Raw genomic sequence first — 25,153 nt, 5'->3', positions numbered from 1 at the left:
GTTATTCCCCCGTAAAACCGTTATTGGCAATCACCGTTGAGAACCATTGCCCGGACTTTTTCAGCGAGCGCTGCTGGGTGGCTAAATCCAGACGATAGAAGCCGTAGCGGTTTTTATAGGCGTTTTGCCATGACCAGCAGTCAATAAAGGTCCACATGTGGTAGCCCAGACAATTGCTGCCGTCGGCTATCGCTTTATGGAGATAACTCAGATGCTCTTTCAGGAATTCAATGCGGTAATCGTCCTGAACCTGGCCGTTGACCATAAACTGCTCTTCATCCTGAATACCGATACCATTTTCCGACACAAACCACGGCAAATTACCGTAACGCTCTTTCACCACCATCGCGATGTCATAAAGCGCTGCCGGATAAATCTCAATGCCGCGTGAAGTATTCATACGGCGTCCCGGCATAATGTATTCTTCAAAAAATCGCTCAGGCACAAAACCATGCGGCTCATCCAACGGCGTTTCCCGCGCTTTGACCCGCCGTGGACGGTAGTAATTTATGCCCAGCAGATCGATACGGGTGTTAGCAATTAACACGCAGTCTTCCGGTAGCGATGCCGGTAATTGATCGTGTTCTTGCAGAATATCGATAAGCTGCTGCGGATAACGGCCCAGTAAAATAGGCTCGTTAATGCTGCGGGTATAGAAAAGATCGGCCATCGCGGCGGCCTGCTGGTCTTCGGGCGTATCGCTGCGCGGATAGACCGGAATCACATCCATAATAATGCCGATTTGGCCATCGAGCTCCAGTTCACGCCACGCCGCCACGGCTTTACAGTGCGCCAGCACAATATGGTGTAACACCTGTGCCGCGCGGCGGAAATCGGTGACATAAGGGTAATGGCGAGGGTGTAAATATCCGGCTTCGGCCGGTATTAACGGCTCATTGAAGGTAAACCAGTAGCGCACGCGGTCGCCAAATAACTGGTAGCAAATACGCGCGTAGCGAGCAAACGCCTCGACCACATCACGGTTCTCAAAACCACCTTTTTCCTGCAATGCCATCGGCATATCGAAGTGGTAGAGATTAATAAATGGCTCAATGCCCTGCGCGCATAATTCATCAATAACGGCGTTATAGAACGTCACCGCCTGCGGATTAACCTCGCCATCCCCGTCAGGAATTAAGCGAGACCAGGAGAGTGAAGTTCGAAATGAATTCAGCCCAATGTCTTTTGCGCGCTGTATATCTTCCCGATAATGCTGGTAAAACGTTGAGGTATCATCACAGGTCACGCCCTGATGAAAGCGCTGGTTAAACTCATGTGAGGCGTGGTCCCAGATGTTTTCACCTTTACCGTCACCGGCAATTCGCCCTTCAGACTGTGTGGCGCTGGTTGCGGTACCCCACCAGAAATTATCCGGAAAATGATATTTCATAGCCTGTCCTTATTGTGCTTGCGGTAATAAAGACAGCGCGTGATCCAGCACCTTATCGCCCTGCATTGAGCCATATTGCATCATATCGATGGCGGCAACAGGGACGCCGTGGGGGGCGGCAGCGGTTGATAAACTTTGCAGCTGAAATTTCACCTGCGGGCCTAATAAAATAACGTCGGCCTCTTCGACAATCTGCCCAAATTCAGAAACCGGGACGGCGGTAATTTCCACCGCAATATCGCGACTGGCGGCTGACTGTTTCATTCTTTCCACTAACATGCTGGTCGACATGCCTGCTGCACAGCATAAAAAGATCTTTTTCATCATTTACCCCTGGCGTAATAAGCGTGGTATTCCGCGAGATGCGGCAAAATATATTCTGCGTAGTATGGTAGATAGCGACAAGAGAGGGGCGACACAAAACCAAGTTATATCGCTGGTACTTTTATTGATAAATCTGAAATAAAATAATAAATACCCATTATAAACAACATGGTAGAAGTGTTACTTTTGATATCGAAATTGTTATTTTTATTCGTTTTTATGTCCTGGCTCGCACTCTGAGCCGGCTAACAGCCGCCGACCCGGCAATAGGACAAATGGCACATCACGGTGGGTTAACGATGGCTCTGATTCAGCATCGCCATCAATTCCATCGGCGAACGATGCTGTTTCAGCAGATCGCGCATCGCTTTCATGTGCGGTGCACTGTAGGTGAAGAATTGGCGATAGCCGGCACATAGCGCGCTCTTACCTGCGGAAATACGATGCTTGGGGCAATCGCCGTGGCAAAAATGCAGCACCGGGCATTGAAGACAATCCTGGGGTAGCGTCGCTGATTTTTGCTGACCGAACGCTGCGGCCTCAGGTCGCGCATTCAGCGTTTTAATGGTCTGCAGATGGATATTCCCTAGCAGGTAGTCCGGGTAGACATAGTGATCGCACTGATACAAATCACCGTTGGCCTCCAGCGCGAACGCGTGACCGCAGGTTTCACTGAGCGAACACATCTGTGACGGATAGCCGCTCCAGATACCCAGCGTCGAATCAAAGAGCTGTACATAAACCCGGCCAATATCTTCCCGTACCCAGATATCAAACACACCGTTGAGAAACGAACCCCACGCCTGTTCAGTGACCGACTCCGCGCTCAGGTTCCCGCACTCGTCGCGCTCAACCAGCGGAATAAACTGCAAAAACGGCGTCCCCAGACCCTGAAGGTAGCGATACAGACGCTGTGGGTGCTGGCTGTTATGTCGGTTCACAACCACCATCAGGTTAAACTCCACCTGATGCTGTACCAGCATGTCGATGGTTTTCATCACTTTGTGATGGGTCGGCTTTCCGCTGCGATTAACGCGATAGGTATCGTGGAGATCGGCAGGACCATCCAGTGAAACCCCCACCAGCCAACCATTTTCTCGAAAGAAACGGCACCAGTCGTCGTTCAACAAAATCCCGTTAGTCTGGAACGCGTTGTGGATCTGCTTGCCGCCAGCGTACTGCTTTTGCAGCGCCAGCACGCGCTGGAAGAATGGCAGGCCACATAGCGTCGGCTCGCCACCTTGCCAGGCAAAGGTCACTTCTGGCCCAGGCTGCGCGGCAATATGTTGATGGATAAACGCCTCCAGTGTGGTCTCGTCCATGACCGATTGCTGAGGCTTTTCAATGTAGAAACAGTAGCGGCAGTTAAGGTTACAACGCGAGCTGGCCGGTTTGGCCATCACCTGACATCCTGTCATGCTAAATCCCTGATAAAAATGATAAGTTGGCGTACGTGGGCAATAGCAAACAATATTGCGAGTGATAACACCGCGAGGGAGATCATAAATTTGTCACGAACTGCGCGCGGTTGAACAAAATCGTTGTGCGCCACGTCCATGACATTCCGGTTGCGGGTATATTGCCAGAGAATAGCCGCCACCATCACCAGTACGGCCAGAGACAGCCAAAACAGCGCCCCGGCCTGATGCCAATTGTGTTTTAACGCTAGCGCCATGAGCGCACCGTAGCCAAGCAGCGTGCGAAACCAGGCCAGCGACGTGCGCTCTGGCTGCAGCCCTGGATCGGCCTGACGTCGCGCTTTACGGCTATCCGGCATAGAACACCAATATCATCACGACCGCTGCGACTAGCGTGAGGATCAGGCTAATCACCAGCAAACTGCGAGTGTAAGGAAGATCCTCTTTCAGGCGCATCGCCTTTTCATTTCGCAGCCAGCGCAGGTATCCGTAAATCGCCAGCCCACCGGCAAAGAGGCACAGCATCAGCGCTAACGCCTCGCGGATAACCGGGGTCGCAAAGTCCGGCGCCAGCTGATCGAGCCCAACGCCCGCCGCCAGAAACCCGAGCGAGGTCCGAATCCAGGCCAGAAACGTACGTTCATTGGCGAGCGAAAAGCGGTAGTCCGGCGCTTCACCGAGGCGGGAAATTTTCATGACGATTCCTGTTATCCATAATGGTCAGCGGCTTAACATTATCGCAATCACCTGTATTTCGCCGCTGAGTTTTACGAAAAATCATACCGAAGACGTAAGCGTCAGAACTTCTGCTTTTTCTCTTCCACCTTCACGCCCTGGGTTGGCATACCGGTATCGTAATCACGCACCACCGGCGAGTAACCATCCTCTGGTCGAGGGCGGAAAGCGCCCATCCAGCGCGGCTGCGCGCCCTTACGCCACGGCCGCAAGCTCCATTGGTAGCTGCGGAACGGATCGCGGATGCAGTCCATATAGTCCAATAGCGCATCATGCAGCCCATCGCGGATTTGCGCATATCTCTCGTCGTTTATCAGGTTGTGCATCTCATTAGGGTCGTTGTGGCGATCATACAACTCATCGCTGGTAAACAGATTCAGCACCAGTTTGTAGCCCTCCGTCACCCAAGCCCGCACCGGAATAAAACCGCCAAAACTGTCATGCTCGATTTCATAACGGTTAAATTCCACCATCACACCGCGCTCGGGCGCTACCTGCAGTAAGTTGCCACCGGGTAAAATATCCGGTTTATCTATACCTGCGAGTGCCATCATGGTCGGCAGCAAATCAATATGGCTGACCGGCGCATCCACCTGCCGAGGCTCGCCATGCGGCGCCCGCATGATGAGTGGGATCCGAGTGATATCGTCATACATGGCCGCCCCTTTACTGATGAGGCGGTGCGCGCCCATCATTTCACCATGATCGGACGTGTAGATGATCCAGGTATTTTCACGCTGCTCAGGGGTGAGTGCATTCACCACGCGACCGATCTGGTCATCCACAAAGTCATTGCAGGCAAAGTACATTGGATGGTGGTAACGCCCATCTTCCCCCACTGGGGACGGCATCGCTTGCGCCCATAACCGGTGATGCTCGGGTTTGGTGGCCAGCGTATCCTGCGCTTTTTCTCCCAACGGATAGTAAAAGTCCTGATATTTCTCCAGATACTCTACCGGGCAGGTAAACGGATGGTGGGGTTCATCATACGAAATCACCATCAGGAACGGCTCATCATGCCGCGACGCTTTGGCCAGATAATCGACGGCCCGATGACTGATACGATGCGCCCAGGTGAACGTCTCATCAATGCCGTGTTGCTGTAAATCGGCAATAGAATTCAGCCCATTACGCCACAGGCCAATCTGCTCGTCGCTCAACTCACTGAGATAATTGGCTCCGTCGTACCAATAATCAGCATCCCACTCTGGCGGGCATTCCCCGGTACCAAAGTAGTCATGCCCATCCAGATGCCACTTACCAATAAAACAGGTGCGATAGCCGGCATCTTTAAAATATCGCCCCATCGTGGAGATATTCTTCCCCGGGGCAACGTTATTGGTCCATGGTCCGGATTGGTTAGCATAAATTCCGGTAAACAGCCCGGCGCGCGCGGGCGTACACACGGGAGCACAGGTATAAGCCGAATTAAAGCGGATACCTTCGGCGGCAAGTGCATCAATGTTTTGCGTATTAAGAGGCTTACCGCTGTAGCAGCCCACCATATTGGTGGCCTGCGTATCGGTCATAATAAACAGAAAATTTGGACGGCTCATGATTCTTCCTTAGCATCAACAGGACAAAGTACCGGCATGGAGCGGCGTTCCCGCCAGCCGCTATAAATCAGATAGATAATCACGACGGCGGTTACGCCGTAGCTGAGGAACATCAGCCAGCGCGTTTCATAGCCACCAAATTGAGCAAGCCCCGAATAGACGCCAATCATCGCGAACAGGATGCCAACGGAGGCGATCTTCACATGTTTATAGGGGGCCATGTCGACTGCGAAGGCATCCTGAAACTTGAACGGCGTCGCCCGCGGTTTGATGATCCCAATCACCAGCATCACCACGACGTTGATACAGAAAGTGCAAGCCAGCACGTAGAGGAAGTGGAGATCGAATTTCACCAGATAATTGATGGTGATGTAGCTGATAATACCGAGGCCCATCGCCACTTTCGCCGCGATGGCCGGAATGCGTGGGAAGAAAAAGCCCATGATGATAATGGTGACCAACGGAACGTTGTAAATGCCGTTGAGCTGTTTCATCCAGCTATAGAGCCCCCCAGGAGCATTGGCAATCCACGGGGCAACTAACACTGACACCACGGCAATGAACAGGCCAAACTTACGCCCAACGCGCACCAGCTGCGACGGATCGGCATTTTCGTTGATCAACCGGCGATAAATACCCATGCTAAACAAGGTGCTGGCGCTGTTGAGAAACCCGTTGAACGTACTGATCACCGCGCCAAAAAGCACGGCACCAAAAAATCCCACCAGTGGCAACGGCAACACTTTGTTCACCAGCGTTGGATAAGCCATGTCGGCGCTCGGTAAATCCTGATAAAGATGGAACGCTATCAGCCCCGGCAAAACCAGAATCAGGGGATCGAGCATTTTCAGCACCGCAGTTAACAGCGCACCTTTTTGCCCTTCGGCCAGGCTTTTAGATGCCAGCGTACGCTGGACGATGCCCTGGTTTGTACACCAATAGAAAGTGTTCACCAGAATCAGACCGGTGAATGCCGCTCCAATAGGCAGTGGGTCGTGGCTGCCGCCAATGGAGTTGAGCTTCTCCGCATGTACCGTCGTCAGCCGTTCGATGCCCTGCCAAAAGCTGCCGTTGCCCATCGCCAACAGGCCAAAAATAGGCACCATCAGCCCGCCGACCACCAGACCAATACCGTTAATGGAGTCAGCAATTGCCATCGCGCGCAGCCCCCCGATAACGGCATATAAAATCCCAGCGATTCCTAACAGGATAACCATCAGCCAGATGGCACTCCCTTGGGAGATACCCAACGATTCACCAATATGGAACAAACTATTCAGCGCCAGCGCGCCAGAGTAGAGAACGATGGGCAAAAAGCAGACACCCGTCGCAATCAGGAAGCAGAAGTCGATGATAATACGCGTTGTTTTATCGTAACGTTCTTCAAGGAAATCAGGGATGGTCGCGATACCGCGCTGCAGATAACGCGGCAGGAAAATGAGCGCCAGAAAAATCAGCGTGACGGCGGATGTCACTTCCCACCCCATCACCGACATTCCGCTTTTATAGGCCTGCCCTGACAAACCAACCAACTGCTCGGTGGAGAGGTTCGTCAGCATCAGCGACGCGGCAATAACGGGGGCTTTTAGCGATCGTCCGGCCAGGAAATAACCCTGCTGTGAGCCAGTATCCGCCTTGCGCACTTTCCACCAGGTGATCACCGCCACTAACAGCGTGAAACCAACAAAACTCACTATTTGTATCGTATTCATCTTGCAGCCCTTTTCTTATATCCCGACGCTACGTGGGTCAGAGGCATAGCGTTTATTTCGGGTTAAGGCGATGAGATTCATAAAATAAGAAGCCATGTATCCCTGAGCGATTCTTTTTTTGCTAAATTCCACGTTTCAGGTTGCTGGCATCATTCGCCGAAGGGAAATTAAAATGAATGGAAAAACGCGCATTTCGCATGTAAAAAACGAAACCACGTATAATATTCCGTTAGTTCTGGAAGAAAATGTGATCTCAAGCGGAATTTCCCTGATCTCGCTGTGGCATACCCTGGCCGATGAAAGCTACCGTGTAAGCTGGCCTCGCGATAAGAAAAAACCGCTTATCGCCAATTCTTGGGTGGCTATTTATACCCTACAGGGGTGCGGTAAGGTTTATCTGAAAGATAACTCAGAAATCACCTTAAACGGAAATTGCGTCATCTTTATTAAGCCTATCGAAATAAAATCCTACCACTGTGTTGGCCTAATTTGGGAGCAATACTGGATGGAGTTTGTGCCCACGACGTTAATGCCTATTCCAATATTGCAGCCGGGAATTATCTATAATGGTGATGTATATAATAAAGAAATGAATGAAGTGGCCACACTTATTGCCCATCGCGACCCGTTAAAAAATAATCTGGCCGTCGCTTATTTAACAAAGATTATTTATCAATGGATTTGCCTGATTGCGGAAAATGGCAATAAGGACCGGCAGTTGATTAAGCTAGAACAGCTTATCGCCACCCTTCACGCCAATCCTCAGCAGCGCTGGAGTGTCGCCGATATGGCAAACATGATGCAGTGCAGCGAGCCCTGGCTGCGTCGATTATTTTTACGCTATACCGGGAAAACGCCCAAAGAGTATTACCTGGATGCCCAGCTCAATTTAGCGCAATCATTATTAAAACAGGAGGGAAACTCGGTGAGCCAGGTGGCGGGAATGCTTAACTTCTTTGACTCTTTCCATTTCAGCAAAGCGTTTAAGCGTAAGTTTGGTTACGCGCCTTCTGCGGTGTTGAAAATAGGTGACCGGCACCCGATGGATGCCGGCCCGGAAGGTTAGTGCAGCTCAGGCCAGTAATCTTTATTGGCCTCAATCAGGTCATCCAGAATTGCTTTCGCAACCGATGCGCTCGGCACGGTCTTCGACAGCGCAATGGCCTGCCACAGCTTGTGGTAAGAGCGATGCTCCCATGCGTCCACCACCAGTTTTTCCACCGCCACCTGCTGCCCCATCATCCCTTTCTGGAAGTTTGGAATATCACCTACCGTCAGCGGCTCTGGTCCGTTATGGCCCACCAGACATGGGATCTCAACCATCGCATCGGCATCAAAGTTATGAATCGCGCCGTTGTTTGGCACAATCAGCAGCATGCGTTCCTGGGTGTTAAAGGCAATCGCCGCCGCCAGATCGACGATGTAGGAAGCGTGCTCATCGATTTCCAGATCGCCCGCTGAGGATTTACCCGCCGCGATAATCGCCCGACAGGCGCTGAACACATTTTTCTCACGGTGATCCATCACTTCATTGGCACGTGTGCGCTCTGGGTTGGAGTGCGCAACGACATAGTCCGGGAACAGATAATATTTCAGGTAGGTGTTCGGCATGGTATCCGGATCCAGCGCCTGCACATCTTTTGCCTTGGCAAAGGTATCGTTCCAGCTAGCTTCCGTATGCGGGTCGTTAGATGGCGGCACATAGCCATATTTCGCCACATGTTCGCGTAATTTCGGCATCAAATCGTTGCCCTGAAGGTCTTCAATGGAAGTCCACCAGCCGAAGTGGTTCAGCCCGTAGTAGCGCACGCGCATCTGTTTGCGGTCCTGTAGACCCACAATTTGCGCCATTCGCCCTTCAATGCCGATGGGCATGTCGCAGATATTGAGGATTTTGGCGTTTGGGCGCAGACGATGGGTCGCTTCCGCCACGATTGCCGCTGGGTTGGAGTAGTTCAGCATCCAGGCATTCGGCGAATATTTTTCCATATAATCCACCAGCTCCAGTACGCCGCCAATCGAACGCATACCGTAGGCAATCCCGCCAGGTCCGCAGGTTTCCTGGCCCAGCACGCCGTGGCGCAGCGGAATTTTTTCATCTTTTTCACGCATCGGGTATTTGCCGACGCGAATATGCGCCATCACAAAATCTACGTCGGTAAATGCCGTCTGCGGGTCCGTGGTGTAGCTAAATTCAATCTCTGGCGCCTGCTCTTTCATGATGACCTTGCACGCTTCCGCGATGGTCTCCTGGCGCGCGCCGTCGTTGTCGTAAAATTTCAGCGACCGCAGTGGGAACCGGTCCTGGTTTGCCAACAGCATTAAAACGATACCTGGGGTGAATGTGCTGCCGCCGCCTGCGATAACAACTGAGAATTTTTTCATGATACTGCCTCCGTCATGGTGGTTTGTTCGGTCGGTAGAGAATGTTTCATTAAGCTTTCCAACTGGTCGCGAACCTGCGGAACGTGCAGCCCAACAATGACCTGTATGCCATTGCCGCGTCGTACGACGCCGTGTGCGCCCAGTGCTTTAAAGACGTCGTCGCTTTGAGTTTTCGCCATATCCACCAGCGCGATGCGCAGTCGGGTGGCGCAGTTGTTGACGCTCTCAATGTTGGCGGCTCCCCCCAGTGCCTGCAGGATGCCTGCGGCCTGGCTCGGTTTCGCACCCGCAGCGCCTTCAGCGGTCGTTTTGCTACGTGAGGCCTGATAATCCGCTTTGCTGTAGAGTTTGATTTCGCTGTCTTCGCGACCCGGCGTTTTCAGGTTGAATCGCAGGATCAGCGCCCGGAAGACCACGAAGTAGAGGGCGGTGAAGCACACCCCGATGCCTATCTGGACAAACATCATTGAAGCGTGGTTGTGGAACATCGGTATCCAGTTCTGCGGCAGGAACTGATCCAGCAGGCCGCCGCCAAAATTCCCGACCACACCCCCCATATACATCACCGTGGCCATCGTCGCTGCCAGCACCGCGTGGATGGCAAACAGCATTGGCGAGATGAACAGGAAGGTGAACTCCAGCGGTTCGGTGATCCCCACTAACATCGCCGTCAGGGTGGCGGGAATAAGCAGGCCGGCCACTTTGACCCGGTTTTCCGGCGCGGCAGTGAAATAGAGAGCTAACGCGATGCCCACGGAGCCAAACACCTTAGAGTTACCGTGCAGGGCAAATCCGCCTTCCGGGAACAGTGTTTTCAATGGCTCAGTACTTTGGCTGAATGCCTGTAAATGCTCGGCCCAGTAAACCTGGATGCCGCCTTCTACCGCCGCAGGGCCAAAGATGAACGGGCCATAGACAAAGTGGTGCAGGCCGGTTGGGATCAGAATGCGTTCGAGGAAGGTGTAAACCCAGACGCCAAGCGCTCCGGCACCGCGTAAGAAGGTCTGGAGTGACTCAATGCCCATCTGCACTTTCGGCCAGCCAAGCAGCGTCAACCAGGCGCAGGGGATCATGGCCAGAAATGCCACAATCACCACGAAAGAAGAGCCCTGGAATATCCCGAGAAATACCGGGAGCGGTTTGTCGAAATAGCGGTTATGCAGGGCGGTTACGAGGCCAGAAATCACGATCGCGCCGATGATGCTGGTGTCGAGCGTCTTAATCCCGGCAATCATCGCCAGACCGCTGCCTGTCGTTGGATCGGCGGTGAAGTCGACGCCAAAGAAGTGGCCCCAGGTCATCCCCATCGCATTGATAAAGTAGTTCCAGGTGAGGAAGCTGACCAGAGCGGCCAGACAGGCTCTACCTTGCGCTTGTTTTGCCAGGCCAATCGGCAGGCCGACGGCAAAAATCAGCGGCATATTACGGAATACCGTCCAGCCGCCTTCTTCAATAATGTGAACAATCTGAGCGAATAAACTATCGGAAGCGGTGAGCGCTTCACCAACGAACAGCGGGTTGCGCAGCATGATTGCGATACCCACCACGATCCCAGCAAATGGAAACAGTAAAACTGGGGTAAACATTGCGCCGCCAAAGCGTTGTATTTGACTGAGCATTTGGGAATCCTCATTTAACAACTCGTAGGGTGAGTGGCCTTATTTATCTTTATCTCCGGCCTGATACGAGAATAGGAATTTGCCCGTCCAACAACATGTTATGGCGTTGCGATTCGTGATCGCATTCATGGTTTTAATAAGTGCAATGTTGTCTACTTTTAAGATAAAAAATAGACATGTTTAAAATCACTTTTTTTGTACCTGCAAGAAAGACTCTGTATTTGGCTGTAATACGTTAGTTTTAAATCAGAAACGACGGTTCAATAATTCCCCTTTTGAAGCCATAAGAGGTCTAGTTGTGATCTATAAATCCATTGCCGACAGATTGCGTTTACGGCTGAATTCATCCGATTTCAATATAGGTAGCCCGTTACCGGGTGAGAAAAAGCTGGCAGAAGAGTTTGGCGTAGCGCGCATGACCATCCGTAAAGCCATCGATCTGCTGATTGAATGGGGGCTGGTGGTCAGAAAGCACGGCAGTGGCACCTACGTGGCGCACAAGGATATTCATCACGAAACCACTAATCTGACCGGGTTGGCGGAAGTGCTGCGCCAGCAAGGCAAAGAGGTGGTCAGCAAAGTGCTGGTTTTTGAAATGATGCCCGCCCCGCCGGCCATCGCCAGCCAGTTACGGATTCAGATTAACGAGCGGATCTACTTTTCGCGCCGGGTGCGCTACGTGGACGGCAAGCCGCTGATGCTGGAAGACAGCTATATGCCGGTCAAACTGTTCCGCACGCTGTCTCTGGTGCATCTGGAGGGGTCTAAATTTGATTACATTGAGAAAGAGTGTGGTATCACCATCAGCGGCAACTATGAAAGCCTAACGCCGGTGCTGGCGGACAAACAGCTGGCGATGTCGATGAATCTGCCGGAGCAAACGCCGCTGCTGCGTATCACCTCCCTTTCCTACAGCGACAGCGGCGAGTTTCTTAACTACTCAGTGATGTTCCGTAACGCCAGCGAATATCAGGTGGACTATCACCTTCGCCGGGTTAAAGACCGCTAGCTCATTCCCCAAAACAGCACGGCCAGAAGCTGCGGGGTGATGATGCGCAAAAACATCACCAGCGGATATACCGTCGCATAAGAAAGCGCAGCCGCGCCGCTGGTTGCATGCAGGTTGTTAGCGAAGGCCAGCGCCGGTGGATCGGTCATCGAGCCCGCCAGCATGCCGCATAACGTCAGGTAGTTCATCTTCGCAAAGATTCGCGCCAGAATTCCCACCGTCAGCAGCGGAATACCGGTAATAAAAATACCGTAACCAATCCAACTGAGCCCTTCACCGTGCAGCAGGGTTTCAACAAAATCACCGCCGGATTTCAGCCCCACCACTGACAGGAACAGCACAATCCCCAGCTCGCGCAGCGCCAGGTTGGCGCTCGGCGGCATAAACCAGTAAAGCTTACCGATGCTGCCAATACGCCCAAGAATCAGCGCCATAATCAGCGGCCCGCCGGCCAGCCCCAGCTTCAACGCCACCGGGAAACCGGGAATAAACAGCGGAATAGAGCCCAAAAGCACCCCCAGGCCAATACCGATAAACACCGGTAGCATCTGGACCTGCTGGAGTTTCTGCTGTGCGTTACCAAGATCTGACGCTACGGCTTCAATCGCCGCCGGGCGGCCAACCAGGTTCAGGATGTCACCGAATTGCAGGCTGGCATTGCTGCTGGCCACCAGTTCAACCCCGGCGCGGTTTAAGCGGGAGATCACCACGTCATAGCGCTGCTTATAGTGCAGATCGCGGATTTTCTTACCCAATACCTTCTCGTTGGTCACCACGACCCTTTCAACTTTCATATCCGTGCCGCGCGTTGACAGCGAGGTTTCCACCTCCTTGCCGATGACCAGCTGGGCGTTGTGCAGATCCGCCACTTCACCAACAAGATGCAGCAAATCGCCGGTCTCAATAATCGTGGTAGGCGATGGCACCATCAGCGTTTCGCCCCGTTTCAGACGCGAACAGATAATTTTATCGCTGTTTATCACCGGCACATCCTGAATCGCCATGCGGTTCAGGTTGGGGTTTTCAACGCGGATATTGATAGTTTTCAGATGCGAATGCCCGGAACCCGCCTGTTCATCAAACTGTTGGGCCTCTTTATCGACATTAATACGAAAGAACAGCCGCACCAGCCACATGGTGAGCAAAATACCGCAAATGCCAAATGGGTAGGCCATCGCATAGCTCATGCCCATTTGGTCAACCACGTTAAAGGGCTCGCCAAGATCGCGCAGGATTTGCTGCCCGGCACCCAACGCTGGCGTGTTAGTCACCGCGCCGGAGTAAATACCCAGCACCACCGGAAGCGGGATATCGAATATTTTATGCAGCAGCGTGGTGACCAGGCCGCCGAGAATCACAATCAGAATGGCAAATAGGTTCAGCCGCAGACCCGAAACCCGCAGCGAGGCAAAGAACCCCGGCCCCACCTGAATACCGATGGTGTAGACAAACAGAATCAGGCCGAACTCCTGAATGAAGTGCAGCATTGGGCTGCTCAGGGTAATGCCCGCCTGATCGACAAAGTGGCCAACGATAATCCCGCCAAATAGCACGCCGCCAATGCCAAAGCCGATACCGCGGATTTTGATATTGCCAATCCACAGCCCAACGACTGCAACCAGCGCCAGAACGCTGACCGTCAATGCTATATCACTCATTGTTTTTTCCCTGTGATTAACATTATTAACAATAGGGATTATGACCGAAGGGCTGGGGGACTGTATGTAGTGCGGCGCACAATAATCGGTAATTGAAACAGCAGGGAACAGATACAAAAAAGCCCCGAAAATCGGGGCTTTTTTAGTAAGTGATGGTTAGCTATTCAACGCAGGGCGTTCGCTAATCTCGATACGCTGCGGCGCGATGGCTTCCGGTACATTACGGGTCAAATCGATATGCAGCAGACCGTTGGTGTAGGTCGCACCGGTGACTTCCATATTTTCAGCCAGAGTAAAGCTCAGGCTAAAGGCCTGGGTGACCAGCCCTTGATGGAGCCATTGGGTCTCTTTTTCCTGCGGCTGCGGCGTACCTTTGACGGTCAGGCGCGTCCCTTCAAGCTGAACATCCAGATCTTCCTGACGGAACCCGGCTAGCGCAAGGGTTATGCGATAGTGGTTGTCGTCGCTTTTTTCGATGTTGTATGGCGGGAAGGTCTGGCTTTCGGTTGTGCTTTGCAGCGCATTCGCCAATTTGTCAAAACCGATCCATTGACGCAGCAGTGGGGATAAATCGTAGTTACGCATTGTGTTTCTCCTTCTAAGAAGCGAGTAAGTACCTTTCGGCTCCCTGACGGCAAGCCTATTGATTAACACAGGCCGCGCGAGCGGCCCGGCAGAATTAGTTAATTTCGATACGGCGCGGTTTGTTCGCTTCTGGAATCACGCGTTCCAGTTCGATATACAGCAGGCCGTTGACCAGGTTAGCGCCACGCACGTGGATATTTTCCGCTAACTGGAATTTGCGTTCAAAGTTGCGCTCGGCAATACCCTGATAGAGATAGGTGCGTTCTTTCTGATCCGCTTCATGAGCGCCTTTCACCACCAGCACGTTATCCTGCGCGGTAATTTCCAGTTCGCTTTCCGCAAAACCGGCCACTGCAATCGCTATGCGATAGTGGTTTTCATCAACCAGTTCAACGTTATACGGAGGGTAGCCACCGTTACTTTGTGTTTGATTGTTTTCTAACAGGTTGAACAGGCGGTCAAAACCAATGGCAGAACGGTATAGCGGAGATAAGTCAAAGTTACGCATAGTTAAATAGCTCCTGAAAATCAGCGAGAAATTAAAAACCTTCCATCATGGACAGGTCGTTGAAGCCCGAACACCCCGTAGGCATGCTCTCTTCGGCTACACCTATAAAATGAGGGGGGAAGAACCTTTTTCAAGCCCCCTTGTCTGACTTTTTTTGCACTTTCCTGCAGAAGGCTTACACTGGTCAGAGCACAAAAGGTCAAAGTGCGACAGCCGCCACAGAGCGGCGATCCAGGGCTTTCTATTTTGGCAACGGGTGGCTATAACCCGGAAGACGGGCTTTTTTATGCTCATAACAATGAAGAGCTCATGATGAAAAATGTTCTGATTAAAACGGCGCTGGTTGGGGGGATCTTCTTATCAGGAGGGTGTTCCAGCGTGATGTCGCATACGGGCGGCAAAGAAGGGACTTATCCTGGTACGCGAGCCAGCGCAGAGATGCTGAGCGATACCGATAACGGCTGGGCCACCAAATCACTGGTCGCCCTGGATATGCCGTTTACCGCCGTGATGGATACGGTTCTGCTACCGTGGGATTTCTTCCGCAAAGATAACTCTGTACGCTCACGCGTTGAAAAGAGCGAACAGGAGACGCTGGCGACCAATTCGGTGATTCCACCAGCGCCCATGCCAACTCAGTAATCTAGCGGCTGGTTTTCGTCGTCCAAATCTGGCGGAAACCTGCAACCTCTTCCATCCAGGCAATTTCATGCCCATCGGGTGAGAAGACCACCGCATCCGCCGACGGCGGATTTGCGTGATCGGTCGTTAAAAATGTCACCTCACCGCTTTTCGCATCGCACAGCGCGATGCGGCCATCCAGCACAAAGCCCAGCCAATTTCCTGACGGATGCCAGTTGAACGCCGACTGAATATCAGTCCTATTGTGGGTGAGTTGCTGCGGCTCTCCGCCCTGTGGCGACACAAGCCACAGTTGCACTACGCCGTGGTCATCACGCATCAATACGGCAACCTGCGAACCCAGCGGATTGCTGCGCACCCAGTGACGCGGCACATTTACCAGCCCCGGATACGCTCGCTGATGGGTGAAGGTCAAACGCTGCTGGCGTACGCCGGCAGGAGGGGCAGGCAGCGTAGTATCCGTTCCTGCCAACGGCGCATCACCCGGCTGTTTCCAACCCGCTTCATCTTTTGGCAGGTCGACGATAAACAGCTCCGGCACTTTCTTGCCATCAACCGACAGCGTGTCGCCGATAAAAGCCAGCCGATCGTTACCCACCCAGCCCTCTTCGTAGGCGCGATTGATCTCATCGCTGCCCGGACGCGGCATCGCCGTAGTCTGGCTTATCAGCACGCTCCAGTGGCTACCCGAATACTCGCGAGGATGGTGACCAGCAGGCACAACGGGGCCGAACGGGGTCGCAACGCCAACGTTACGCAAATCCAGCGCCGGATCGTGTTCATGAAGAACATGGTCGTTATAGGTAAAACTCACGTAGTCGCCGTTTGGGCTGTAAACGTGGACATGGCTGCCGCCGCGTAGCGCACCTGGAGTAAACGGAGGGGTGATATCCATCGCGTCAAGATTCTGAACGTTGCCCTGCTCAGCCACCACGCCGCGACGGTGGTGAAAATCGTATTGCCATTGCGCATCCGGATTCTCCGGACCGTGAATAAACACATACCTTTCGGCCGACGGATGCACCGTCACCACGCCGACGTGCGCACCCTGGCTTGCCCGATAAATCACCTCAACGTCCCCACTCTTCACATTCACACGCTCAATGGTCTCACCGGTAAACGATGCGCCCGAAGGACGGACATCGAAAACCAGCCACTGGCTGTCTGCGGTCCATGTTCGAGTGTTTGTGAGCTGATGATGACGTGGTGCGAAAGTGATTTGTTTCATGGCTGAGTCCCGGTCAAAAGATACCGCATACTTTTACCACGTGAAGAGAGGAAGCCATAAGGCTTTCAGTGAAATGCCCGGCCTCAGCCGGGCAACGTAAAAATCAGTTCAGCACAAACTTCTCAATAGCGTATGCCACGCCGTCTTCCAGGTTGGATTTGGTGACGAAGTTTGCCACCTCTTTCACCGCAGGAATCGCGTTATCCATCGCCACGCCAACGCCGGCGAATTCGATCATTGCAATGTCGTTTTCCTGATCGCCAATGGCCATGATCTCTTCTTGCTTAATGCCCAAGACGTCGGCCAGAGACTTCACGCCGGTGCCTTTGTTGACGCGCTTGTCGAGGATTTCGAGGAAGTACGGCGAGCTTTTCAGTACGGTGTATTTCTCTTTGACTTCTGGCGGAATGCGCGCGATCGCTTTGTCGAGGATGGCCGGTTCGTCAATCATCATCACTTTCAGGAATTCGGTCGCCGGGTCCATTTTTTCGGCTTCACAGAAGACCAGTGGGATGGTCGCGACAAAGGATTCATGCACCGTGTAGTAGCTGATATCGCGGTTCGCGGTGTACAGGGTATTGCGATCCAGAGCATGGAAGTGAGAACCCACTTTGCGGGAGAGTTCTTCCAGGAAGCGGTAATCGTCATAGTTCAGCGCGGTTTGTGCCACCGTGCTGCCGTCACCGGCTTTTTGAACCAGTGCGCCGTTGTAGGTAATGCAGTAATCTCCTGGCTTATTCATGCCCAGCTCTTTCAAGTAGCTATGCACGCCAGCGTACGGACGCCCGGTGGTCAAAACCACGTTAACTCCCTTCGCGCGTGCAGCTTCCAGCGCGTTTTTTACCGCAGGAGAAATAGTGTGGTCCGGCAACAGCAATGTTCCGTCCATGTCGATTGCAATCAGTTTAATAGCCATGAGATCCCCAGGTTAGATGAGTCTATCCTCATGCTAACTCGGTTTAGCTCAAAAAACAGCAGCTATAGCGGGTTAAAACGGGGATACAACGCACAATGCGTGCTCCCCTTTTGTCGTTTCGCTAGCCAAAAAGCTTGCCGCCCTTAAGCAGATTCATGCCGGCGGATAGCAGGTCATTATGCGCCTGCGGATCAACTTCACCCTGCGGCGAGAGCGCATCAATGATTTTCGGCAGATAGTCGGCTAACATCGCAGAGGCGGAGCCGGTATCTACGCCCAACTTTTGCCCCAGATCCGATACGGCTGAGGTTCCCAGCGCAGATTCAACCTGATCGCCGCTAATCGGCTGGTTACTCTGCTGATTGCTAATCCACGATGACGCAATATCGCCCAATCCACCGTTTTGCAGCTTTTCCAGCAGCGCCTGTACACCGCCCTGCTCGTTTACCCAGGTCAGGATTGCCTGATATTTCCCGGAATCCCCTTGCAGTAATGAGCCAACCACATCATCAAAAAGCCCCATGTTCCACCTCAAATTGCGGTTAATAGAAGACGTAGTGAAGTATAGGTGATCGCGGGATGGGGCAAAAAAAAACGCCTGAAAGATTCAGGCGTTTTCGTGGGTTCGACACGCGATTAGATATCGATGTTCGCCGCTTTCAGGGCGTTCTCTTCGATAAACGCACGACGCGGTTCAACGGCGTCGCCCATCAGGGTGGTGAACAGCTGGTCAGCAGCAATCGCATCTTTCACGGTGACGCGCAGCATGCGGCGGCTATCTGGGTCCATGGTGGTTTCCCACAGCTGATCAGGGTTCATTTCTCCCAGACCTTTATAACGCTGAATGGAGAGGCCACGGCGGGACTCTTTCACCAGCCAGTCCAGCGCCTGCTCGAAGCTGGCAACCGGCTGACGGCGCTCGCCACGTTCAATGAACGCGTCTTCTTCCACCAGGCCACGCAGTTTCTCACCCAGCGTGCAGATGCGGCGGTATTCACCGCCGGTCACGAATTCATTATCCAGCGGATAATCGGTATCAACGCCGTGGGTACGGACGCGGATAATCGGTTCGAACTGCTGCTGTTCAACGTTTTCGCGAACATCAAATTTCCACTGGCTGCCGTGCTGCTCTTTCTCGTTCAGCTCGGAAACCAGGGTGTTCACCCAGCGGGTCACTTTTTGCTCGTCGGAGAGATCGGCTTCCACCAGCGTTGGCTGATAGATAAGCTCTTTCAGCAGCGCTTTCGGGAAACGACGCTCCATACGATGGATCATTTTCTGCGTACCGTTGAACTCGGCAACCAGTTTTTCCAGCGCTTCACCCGCCAGCGCCGGAGCGTGAGCATTGGTGTGCAGCGTTGCGCCATCAAGGGCAATGGAGATCTGGTATTGATCCATTGCTTCATCGTCTTTGATGTACTGTTCCTGTTTGCCTTTTTTCACTTTGTACAGCGGTGGCTGTGCAATGTAGACGTGGCCACGTTCAACGATTTCTGGCATCTGACGATAGAAGAAGGTCAACAGCAGCGTACGAATGTGCGAGCCGTCGACATCCGCATCGGTCATGATGATGATGCTGTGATAGCGCAGTTTATCCGGGTTGTACTCATCGCGACCGATACCGCAGCCCAGCGCAGTGATCAGCGTTGCCACTTCCTGAGAAGAGAGCATCTTGTCGAAGCGCGCCTTCTCAACGTTCAGGATTTTACCCTTCAGCGGCAGAATGGCCTGGTTCTTACGGTTACGCCCCTGTTTTGCAGAGCCGCCCGCAGAGTCCCCTTCCACAAGGTACAGTTCAGAGTGGGCTGGGTCGCGTTCCTGGCAGTCCGCCAGTTTGCCCGGCAGGCCGGCTAAGTCCAGCGCACCTTTACGGCGAGTCATTTCACGCGCACGGCGGGCCGCTTCGCGAGCACGCGCAGCGTCAATAATTTTGCCCACAACGATCTTGGCGTCGGATGGGTTTTCCAACAGGTATTCGCTCAGCAGTTCGTTCATCTGCTGCTCAACTGCCGTTTTCACCTCAGAAGAAACCAGTTTATCTTTGGTCTGTGAGGAGAACTTCGGATCCGGCACTTTCACGGAAACCACGGCAATCAGGCCTTCACGAGCATCATCGCCGGTGGCGCTGACTTTCGCTTTTTTGCTGTAGCCTTCTTTGTCCATGTAGGCGTTCAGCGTACGGGTCATCGCCGCACGGAAGCCGGCAAGGTGAGTACCACCGTCACGCTGTGGAATGTTGTTGGTAAAGCAGTAGATGTTTTCCTGGAAACCATCGTTCCACTGCAGCGCCACTTCAACGCCGATACCGTCTTTTTCGGTGGAGAAGTAGAAGATATTTGGGTGGATTGGCGTTTTGTTTTTGTTGAGATATTCAACAAATGCCTTGATGCCACCTTCGTAGTGGAAATGATCTTCTTTGCCGTCGCGCTTATCGCGCAGACGGATAGACACGCCGGAGTTCAGGAATGACAGCTCGCGCAGGCGTTTTGCCAGAATGTCATATTCGAATTCAATGACATTGGTGAAGGTTTCGTAGCTCGGCCAGAAACGCACCATGGTACCGGTTTTCTCGGTATCGCCAGTGACCGCTAGCGGAGCCTGCGGCACGCCGTGCGCATAAATCTGTTTGTGGATTTTGTTATCGCGCTGGATAACCAGTTCCAGCTTCTGCGACAGGGCGTTTACAACCGACACGCCGACGCCGTGCAGACCACCGGAAACTTTGTAGGAGTTATCATCGAATTTACCGCCTGCGTGCAGAACGGTCATGATCACTTCCGCCGCCGATACGCCCTCTTCCGGGTGAATACCGGTTGGGATACCACGACCGTCATCCTGTACGGATACGGAGTTATCGCTATGGATGGTGACAACGATGTCTTTACAGTACCCTGCGAGCGCTTCGTCGATAGCGTTATCCACAACCTCGAATACCATGTGGTGCAGACCGGTGCCGTCATCCGTGTCGCCGATATACATACCCGGGCGCTTACGCACCGCATCCAGTCCTTTCAGGACTTTGATACTGGAGGAGTCATAAGAATTCGACATCAACGTTTCTCGCTCATTTAATCTTGGGTTAATCCGTTATTTTACCCTTTTCCACGGTAAACATCTTCGAATTTTCGTCCGACATGTCTATAACGTGTTCAGCGCTGATCGCACTGACGAAAACCTGTGACTGCGTGGCTTTTAAACGGCTTGCCAGCAGGCCGCGTCGCGCATCATCAAGTTCCGAGGCAAAATCATCTATCAGGTACAGGCAGCGTCGTCCGCTCTCACGGGTGAGAAACTCGCCCTGTGCCAGACGTAGTGCGCACATCAGCAGCTTGAGCTGCCCGCGCGATAAGGTGTCTTCTACCGGCGCGCCGTCGGCGCGAATGCGGAAGTCCGCCTTGTGCGGACCGTGCGCTGTGTAGGTCAGCATACGGTCGCGTTCGAAGTTTTTCTCCAGCACTTCGGCATAATCGGTCTCTTTTTCCCAGCCACGCTGGAAAGAGAAGGCGAGAGAAAACTCCGGGAGAAATTGTTTGCAGGTATCCGCCATATCTTCGGCGATACCGGTGCTGTATTCCGCACGCCAGCGGCTGACCTGTTCCGCAAGGGGGATCAGTTCTTTATCCCAGGGGCGCAGTTGTTCATAACGGCTCACCTGGCGCAGCGCTGCATTGCGCTGCTTGAGTAACCGCTTCAGGTTGCTCCAGGCAGTGAAGAATCCGGCTTCATTGTGGAAGCACCCCCAATCAAGGAATGCTCTTCTGTATTTGGGGCCGCCGTTGAGTAAAGTAAACCCCTCAGGCGTAATCAGCTGCATTGGCATCATCATCGCCAGCTCAGCGACCTTATGACCGTCGGTGCCATCAATGCGAACCTTGCTGTCACCGAGCTTATCTTTCGTCAGGCCAATGGCCGTTTCACGCTCTTCGCCTTTTAGACGCCCATGAAGCACAAAAGCGTCCTGTTCGTGGCGAATCACGCGGCCGATTTGCAAGCTGCGAAACGCCCGGCCGTGGCCCAGCGTATAAATGGCTTCCAGAACGCTGGTTTTGCCGCTGCCGTTAGCGCCAACCAGGAAGTTAAAGCCAGGGGATAACGCGAGATCCGCAGCTTCGATATTGCGGAAATCTTTGATGAGTAAGCGCGTCAGTGACATAAGCTGATTATATTCGTCCAGGGGCATGGGTGTCGCAGCCAGTTCGTCTACCGCCAGCGCACAGAAAGCGGAGCGTACACGAAGTACGCGAGCATTTGCTCGCTCCGCTCGTCCATCGGACCGTCTTACAGACGTCCAAAACGCAAAGCGTTTTGTCGAGCACTGCCGGGAGGCGAAATGGCAAGTAAACCTGCCCCTTATCAGACACTACAGTCTCATTGGCATCACGACGTAAGCCGCGCTTTGGCTGGCTGCGTCTTCAATCTGCACGCTGGAGACGGAGTCCGTCAGCAGGATACGGACGGTTTCGCATTTCAGCGCGTTCAGCACATCCAGCACGTAGCTAACGTTGAAGCCGATTTCCAGCTCGGTACCAGGATAGGAGACATCCAGAATCTCTTCTGCCTCTTCCTGCTCTGGGTTATTGGCCGTGATTTTAATCTGGTTCTCACTCACATACAGACGCACGCCGCGGAATTTCTCGTTTGAGAGAATGGCCGCACGGGCAAACGCCTGCTTGAGGATATCGCAGCCAGCTTCCAGGTGTTTATCCGGATTTTTCGGCAACACGCGGCGATAGTCAGGGAAACGACCATCCACCAGCTTGGACGTAAAGATAAAATCGCCGACGTGGGCGCGGATGTTATTGCTGCCAATCTGCACGCGCAGCGGCGTATCGCCACCGTCAAGCATACGCATCAGCTCAATCACCCCTTTACGCGGCACGATCACCGAATGGCTCGGCAGAGATTGCCCAACCGGCATCGAACAGACCGCCAGGCGGTGCCCATCGGTCGCTACGGTACGCAGCTCTTCGCCTTCGGTTTCAAACAGCATGCCGTTTAAGTAATAGCGCACGTCCTGATGAGCCATCGAGAACTGAGTGGCTTCAATCAAACGTTTCATCGTCGCCTGTGGCAGCGTGAACTCAACGTCGCTCTGCCAGTCGTCCAGGTTCGGGAAGTCGGCAGCGGGCAGCGTAGACAGTGAGAAGCGGCTACGGCCAGAGCGTACCAGCATGCGGTCGCCTTCCAGCTGCACAACGATTTCCGCACCTTCCGGCAGGCCACGACAAATGTCGAAGAATTTACGCGCCGGCACGGTAGTCGCGCCCGGTTCATGCGGTTGAAGCAGCGTAACGCGCGCTACCATTTCCATTTCTAAATCGGTACCGGTCAGCGACAGCGTGCCGTCCGCGACCTGCAGCAGCAGGTTACCCAGAATCGGCAATGTCGGACGCCCGCCAAGCGGGCCACTCACCTGTTGTAACGGTTTTAATAAATGTTCACGTTCTACGGTAAATTTCATAGGATCACGACGACAATGTTCTGATTAAATTGGAAAAGTCTTCTTTGATATCGTGGCTTTCTTCACGCAGCTGCTCAATCTTACGGCAGGCGTGCAGCACGGTGGTATGGTCACGGCCACCAAACGCATCGCCAATTTCCGGCAGACTGTGGTTGGTGAGCTCTTTCGCCAACGCCATCGCCATCTGGCGCGGACGCGCAACCGAGCGAGAGCGTCGCTTGGAGAGCAAGTCCGCAATTTTGATTTTGTAATACTCCGCCACCGTCTTCTGAATATTGTCGATGGTGACCAGCTTTTCCTGCAGCGCCAGCAGATCGCGCAGTGCTTCACGCACGAAATCGATGGTGATCGCCCGGCCGGTAAAATTGGCGTTGGCGATAACGCGGTTCAGCGCCCCTTCAAGTTCACGCACGTTAGAGCGTAGACGCTTGGCAATAAAGAACGCCACTTCGCCTGGCAGACGAATATCATTTTCGTCGGCTTTTTTCATCAGAATAGCGACGCGAGTCTCAAGCTCAGGCGGTTCGATGGCGACGGTCAGCCCCCAGCCGAAACGGGATTTAAGACGATCTTCTACGCCATTGATCTCTTTCGGATAGCGATCCGACGTGAGGATGATCTGCTGATTACCTTCCAGCAGGGCGTTAAAGGTATGGAAAAACTCTTCCTGGGATCGTTCTTTATTAGCAAAGAATTGAATGTCATCGATAAGCAATGCATCTACGGAGCGGTAGTAGCGTTTAAACTCTTCGATCGCGTTGTTTTGCAGGGCTTTTACCATGTCCTGGACAAAGCGTTCGGAGTGCATATACACCACTTTTGCATTCGGTTTACGGGCAATAATGCCGTTTCCTACCGCATGCAGCAGGTGCGTTTTACCTAAACCCGTGCCGCCGTAGAGGAACAGTGGGTTATAGGCGCCGCCTGGATTGTCCGCAACCTGGCGCGCCGCCGCACGGGCTAGCTGGTTCGATTTACCTTCAACAAAGTTATCAAAGGTGTGCTTAACGTTAACATTGGAGCGGTAGGACGGTTCCGCAGGTGCCGGGACGTTATCCCAACCCGCACGCGGTGCCGGTGCGACGCGTGGCGCATAAACTTGTGCCGTTTGCGCCGGGGCGCTCACGCTCGCCGTTTCTTTAAGGGTTTGCGTGACAGGCTTGGTGCCGACCTCAAAACGCAGCTGCGGGGCATCTGTCCCGCAGAAATCATTCAACAGTCCGTTGATGTTATTGAGGTATTTATCCCGTACCCAATCAAGCACAAAACGATTTGGCGCGTACAGGGCCAGCGTGTTATCGCTTAGTTCCGCCTGCAATGGGCGGATCCACATGCTGAATTCTGTGGCTGGTAACTCATCCTGCAATCGGGCAAGACATTGCTGCCAAAGCGAAAGTGACACGGCGGACTCCACTCGAAAAAAAGTCGATACACATCATCCTCCAGGCAAACCTGCAGGCTACCTCTGAAAACCCTACCGTCAGCAAAACTGAATGCTGTCGGGGATTCATTCAGCTGCTGCAAAAATGCAGCCCGAACAAATGCTGTGTATAAGATTAAAAATTCGTGATTTTTGACGCACGTCGAATAGACCCGATGCAAGCGGGTGACGTGCGAACCGCTATTTGCGGTTTTCAACGGCCCTTCAGACGCTGTGCTGAAAGAGCGCGGTACTTCCCCTAAACGATCCACCGATCGCGATCGGGCCGAGGATCATAGCGTAAACTGCGCCAGAGATCTTCTGTTTCTCACAGATTCTTCCCGATTTATCCACAGGCTGGATCCGGAAGCGGTAAGTGTAAACGATCCCGGCGAAGAGGAGGCACGATTTCCTTCGCATATTGGAAAAATTAATGACTAGCGACAAATTTCTGCTTAAATGATCTAACAAAGATCCAGGATGATCCTTGCGCTTTAACAGGCAGGCCGTATAATCCCCCACCCGGTGCATTCCGCCCGAATTTCGGCGTGGGGTGCTGCTCATTTACCGGGCGAAAAATTACGGTA

The 25,153-nt window shown here is 53.1% G+C and carries 22 protein-coding genes and 1 other annotated feature; of the genes, 3 read left to right on the top strand and 19 right to left on the bottom strand.

The features are described 5' to 3' along the window. Position 1: 1 nt before the first annotated feature. The 7 genes from KCR01S_RS05040 to KCR01S_RS05010 form a co-directional block, all read right to left on the bottom strand. On the bottom strand, positions 2-1,390 hold the full coding sequence (locus KCR01S_RS05040; protein ID WP_061280465.1) for a glycoside hydrolase family 1 protein: 1,389 nt from the start codon (positions 1,388-1,390) through the stop codon (positions 2-4). Between the two features lie 9 nt (positions 1,391-1,399). Next, positions 1,400-1,714 (bottom strand): PTS sugar transporter subunit IIB, encoded by a 315-nt coding sequence (locus KCR01S_RS05035; protein ID WP_061280462.1) that lies wholly within the window; start codon positions 1,712-1,714, stop codon positions 1,400-1,402. 293 nt (positions 1,715-2,007) lie between these two features. Further along, complete coding sequence (locus KCR01S_RS05030; RefSeq protein ID WP_167348814.1) at positions 2,008-3,132, bottom strand: anaerobic sulfatase maturase; 1,125 nt, start codon at positions 3,130-3,132, stop codon at positions 2,008-2,010. After that, the gene (locus KCR01S_RS05025) at positions 3,129-3,491 is read right to left on the bottom strand and encodes a DUF202 domain-containing protein (RefSeq protein ID WP_061280457.1); all 363 of its coding nucleotides are present in this window, start codon (positions 3,489-3,491) and stop codon (positions 3,129-3,131) included. The genes KCR01S_RS05030 and KCR01S_RS05025 overlap by 4 nt, the downstream gene beginning before the upstream one ends. Then, positions 3,481-3,828: a YidH family protein gene (locus KCR01S_RS05020; RefSeq protein ID WP_061280453.1), complete on the bottom strand. Its 348-nt coding sequence runs from the start codon at positions 3,826-3,828 to the stop codon at positions 3,481-3,483. The genes KCR01S_RS05025 and KCR01S_RS05020 overlap by 11 nt, the downstream gene beginning before the upstream one ends. 101 nt (positions 3,829-3,929) lie before the next feature. Then, the gene (locus KCR01S_RS05015) at positions 3,930-5,423 is read right to left on the bottom strand and encodes a sulfatase-like hydrolase/transferase (protein ID WP_061280450.1); all 1,494 of its coding nucleotides are present in this window, start codon (positions 5,421-5,423) and stop codon (positions 3,930-3,932) included. Next, on the bottom strand, positions 5,420-7,135 hold the full coding sequence (locus KCR01S_RS05010) for a solute:sodium symporter family transporter (RefSeq protein ID WP_061280446.1): 1,716 nt from the start codon (positions 7,133-7,135) through the stop codon (positions 5,420-5,422). The genes KCR01S_RS05015 and KCR01S_RS05010 overlap by 4 nt, the downstream gene beginning before the upstream one ends. A 172-nt stretch (positions 7,136-7,307) precedes the next feature. Between KCR01S_RS05010 and KCR01S_RS05005 the strand changes: the two genes are divergently transcribed. After that, entirely contained in the window at positions 7,308-8,201 is an 894-nt protein-coding gene (locus tag KCR01S_RS05005; protein WP_061280442.1) for a helix-turn-helix transcriptional regulator, read from the top strand. On the opposite strand, the gene KCR01S_RS05000 is transcribed toward KCR01S_RS05005, so the two are convergent. Together KCR01S_RS05000 and KCR01S_RS04995 are read right to left on the bottom strand one after the other, a co-directional pair. Continuing rightward, positions 8,198-9,520, bottom strand: coding sequence for a 6-phospho-alpha-glucosidase (locus KCR01S_RS05000; RefSeq protein ID WP_061280439.1), 1,323 nt, complete (start codon positions 9,518-9,520; stop codon positions 8,198-8,200). The two genes, KCR01S_RS05005 and KCR01S_RS05000, sit on opposite strands and share 4 nt — an antisense overlap. Next, the gene (locus KCR01S_RS04995; protein ID WP_061280435.1) at positions 9,517-11,139 is read right to left on the bottom strand and encodes an alpha-glucoside-specific PTS transporter subunit IIBC; all 1,623 of its coding nucleotides are present in this window, start codon (positions 11,137-11,139) and stop codon (positions 9,517-9,519) included. Before KCR01S_RS04995 ends, KCR01S_RS05000 begins: the two co-directional genes overlap by 4 nt. Positions 11,140-11,437: 298 nt before the next feature. On the opposite strand from KCR01S_RS04995, the gene KCR01S_RS04990 reads away from it, so the two are divergent. Next, positions 11,438-12,148, top strand: coding sequence for a GntR family transcriptional regulator (locus tag KCR01S_RS04990; RefSeq protein ID WP_061280430.1), 711 nt, complete (start codon positions 11,438-11,440; stop codon positions 12,146-12,148). On the opposite strand, the gene KCR01S_RS04985 is transcribed toward KCR01S_RS04990, so the two are convergent. From KCR01S_RS04985 to ibpA, 3 genes are all read right to left on the bottom strand, one after another. Continuing rightward, complete coding sequence (locus KCR01S_RS04985) at positions 12,145-13,806, bottom strand: putative transporter (RefSeq protein ID WP_061280425.1); 1,662 nt, start codon at positions 13,804-13,806, stop codon at positions 12,145-12,147. The genes KCR01S_RS04990 and KCR01S_RS04985 overlap by 4 nt on opposite strands. Positions 13,807-13,962: 156 nt before the next feature. Then, positions 13,963-14,391, bottom strand: coding sequence for a small heat shock chaperone IbpB (ibpB, locus tag KCR01S_RS04980; RefSeq protein ID WP_061280422.1), 429 nt, complete (start codon positions 14,389-14,391; stop codon positions 13,963-13,965). A gap of 94 nt (positions 14,392-14,485) precedes the next feature. Then, positions 14,486-14,899, bottom strand: a complete 414-nt coding sequence (ibpA, locus tag KCR01S_RS04975; RefSeq protein ID WP_052284599.1) for a small heat shock chaperone IbpA — start codon at positions 14,897-14,899, stop codon at positions 14,486-14,488. Then, positions 14,893-14,969, bottom strand: a sequence feature (ROSE (Repression Of Heat Shock gene Expression) occurs in the 5'-region of heat shock genes and acts as an RNA thermometer to modulate expression.). (Overlaps the previous gene by 7 nt.) A gap of 242 nt (positions 14,970-15,211) precedes the next feature. Here ibpA and KCR01S_RS04970 point away from each other — a divergent pair. Next, positions 15,212-15,541 (top strand): YceK/YidQ family lipoprotein, encoded by a 330-nt coding sequence (locus KCR01S_RS04970; RefSeq protein WP_061280989.1) that lies wholly within the window; start codon positions 15,212-15,214, stop codon positions 15,539-15,541. 1 nt (position 15,542) lies between these two features. Here the strand turns inward: KCR01S_RS04970 and KCR01S_RS04965 are convergent, their stop codons facing one another. From KCR01S_RS04965 to dnaA, 7 genes are all read right to left on the bottom strand, one after another. Continuing rightward, positions 15,543-16,769, bottom strand: coding sequence for a YidR family protein (locus tag KCR01S_RS04965; protein ID WP_061280417.1), 1,227 nt, complete (start codon positions 16,767-16,769; stop codon positions 15,543-15,545). Between the two features lie 103 nt (positions 16,770-16,872). Continuing rightward, complete coding sequence (gene yidA, locus KCR01S_RS04960) at positions 16,873-17,685, bottom strand: sugar-phosphatase (RefSeq protein WP_061280414.1); 813 nt, start codon at positions 17,683-17,685, stop codon at positions 16,873-16,875. Between the two features lie 121 nt (positions 17,686-17,806). Continuing rightward, positions 17,807-18,208: a YidB family protein gene (locus KCR01S_RS04955; RefSeq protein WP_061280411.1), complete on the bottom strand. Its 402-nt coding sequence runs from the start codon at positions 18,206-18,208 to the stop codon at positions 17,807-17,809. Positions 18,209-18,321: 113 nt separating this feature from the next. Then, a complete protein-coding gene (gyrB, locus tag KCR01S_RS04950; RefSeq protein ID WP_061280407.1) occupies positions 18,322-20,736 on the bottom strand; it encodes a DNA topoisomerase (ATP-hydrolyzing) subunit B in 2,415 nt (804 codons plus the stop codon). A 28-nt stretch (positions 20,737-20,764) separates the two neighbouring features. After that, positions 20,765-21,838 (bottom strand): DNA replication/repair protein RecF, encoded by a 1,074-nt coding sequence (gene recF, locus KCR01S_RS04945; RefSeq protein ID WP_061280985.1) that lies wholly within the window; start codon positions 21,836-21,838, stop codon positions 20,765-20,767. A gap of 207 nt (positions 21,839-22,045) precedes the next feature. Beyond that, positions 22,046-23,146, bottom strand: coding sequence for a DNA polymerase III subunit beta (gene dnaN / locus KCR01S_RS04940; RefSeq protein ID WP_052284593.1), 1,101 nt, complete (start codon positions 23,144-23,146; stop codon positions 22,046-22,048). 4 nt (positions 23,147-23,150) lie between these two features. Next, positions 23,151-24,548 (bottom strand): chromosomal replication initiator protein DnaA, encoded by a 1,398-nt coding sequence (dnaA, locus tag KCR01S_RS04935; RefSeq protein WP_061280403.1) that lies wholly within the window; start codon positions 24,546-24,548, stop codon positions 23,151-23,153. Between the last annotated feature and the right edge of the window lie 605 nt (positions 24,549-25,153).

Source organism: Kluyvera cryocrescens NBRC 102467 (assembly GCF_001571285.1).
Taxonomy (GTDB): Bacteria; Pseudomonadota; Gammaproteobacteria; order Enterobacterales; family Enterobacteriaceae; genus Kluyvera; species Kluyvera cryocrescens.
This window is presented reverse-complemented; position numbering and strand designations above follow the sequence as displayed.

Bases quoted from the DNA above. Each gene is read 5' to 3' on its own strand.
- KCR01S_RS05040 (WP_061280465.1), bottom strand. From the start codon at position 1,390: ATGAAATATCATTTTCCGGATAATTTCTGGTGGGGTACCGCAACCAGC.
- KCR01S_RS05035 (WP_061280462.1), bottom strand. From the start codon at position 1,714: ATGAAAAAGATCTTTTTATGCTGTGCAGCAGGCATGTCGACCAGCATG.
- KCR01S_RS05030 (WP_167348814.1), bottom strand. From the start codon at position 3,132: ATGACAGGATGTCAGGTGATGGCCAAACCGGCCAGCTCGCGTTGTAAC.
- KCR01S_RS05025 (WP_061280457.1), bottom strand. From the start codon at position 3,491: ATGCCGGATAGCCGTAAAGCGCGACGTCAGGCCGATCCAGGGCTGCAG.
- KCR01S_RS05020 (WP_061280453.1), bottom strand. From the start codon at position 3,828: ATGAAAATTTCCCGCCTCGGTGAAGCGCCGGACTACCGCTTTTCGCTC.
- KCR01S_RS05015 (WP_061280450.1), bottom strand. From the start codon at position 5,423: ATGAGCCGTCCAAATTTTCTGTTTATTATGACCGATACGCAGGCCACC.
- KCR01S_RS05010 (WP_061280446.1), bottom strand. From the start codon at position 7,135: ATGAATACGATACAAATAGTGAGTTTTGTTGGTTTCACGCTGTTAGTG.
- KCR01S_RS05005 (WP_061280442.1), top strand. From the start codon at position 7,308: ATGAATGGAAAAACGCGCATTTCGCATGTAAAAAACGAAACCACGTAT.
- KCR01S_RS05000 (WP_061280439.1), bottom strand. From the start codon at position 9,520: ATGAAAAAATTCTCAGTTGTTATCGCAGGCGGCGGCAGCACATTCACC.
- KCR01S_RS04995 (WP_061280435.1), bottom strand. From the start codon at position 11,139: ATGCTCAGTCAAATACAACGCTTTGGCGGCGCAATGTTTACCCCAGTT.
- KCR01S_RS04985 (WP_061280425.1), bottom strand. From the start codon at position 13,806: ATGAGTGATATAGCATTGACGGTCAGCGTTCTGGCGCTGGTTGCAGTC.
- ibpB (WP_061280422.1), bottom strand. From the start codon at position 14,391: ATGCGTAACTACGATTTATCCCCACTGCTGCGTCAATGGATCGGTTTT.
- ibpA (WP_052284599.1), bottom strand. From the start codon at position 14,899: ATGCGTAACTTTGACTTATCTCCGCTATACCGTTCTGCCATTGGTTTT.
- KCR01S_RS04970 (WP_061280989.1), top strand. From the start codon at position 15,212: ATGAAAAATGTTCTGATTAAAACGGCGCTGGTTGGGGGGATCTTCTTA.
- KCR01S_RS04965 (WP_061280417.1), bottom strand. From the start codon at position 16,769: ATGAAACAAATCACTTTCGCACCACGTCATCATCAGCTCACAAACACT.
- yidA (WP_061280414.1), bottom strand. From the start codon at position 17,685: ATGGCTATTAAACTGATTGCAATCGACATGGACGGAACATTGCTGTTG.
- KCR01S_RS04955 (WP_061280411.1), bottom strand. From the start codon at position 18,208: ATGGGGCTTTTTGATGATGTGGTTGGCTCATTACTGCAAGGGGATTCC.
- gyrB (WP_061280407.1), bottom strand. From the start codon at position 20,736: ATGTCGAATTCTTATGACTCCTCCAGTATCAAAGTCCTGAAAGGACTG.
- recF (WP_061280985.1), bottom strand. From the start codon at position 21,838: ATGTCACTGACGCGCTTACTCATCAAAGATTTCCGCAATATCGAAGCT.
- dnaN (WP_052284593.1), bottom strand. From the start codon at position 23,146: ATGAAATTTACCGTAGAACGTGAACATTTATTAAAACCGTTACAACAG.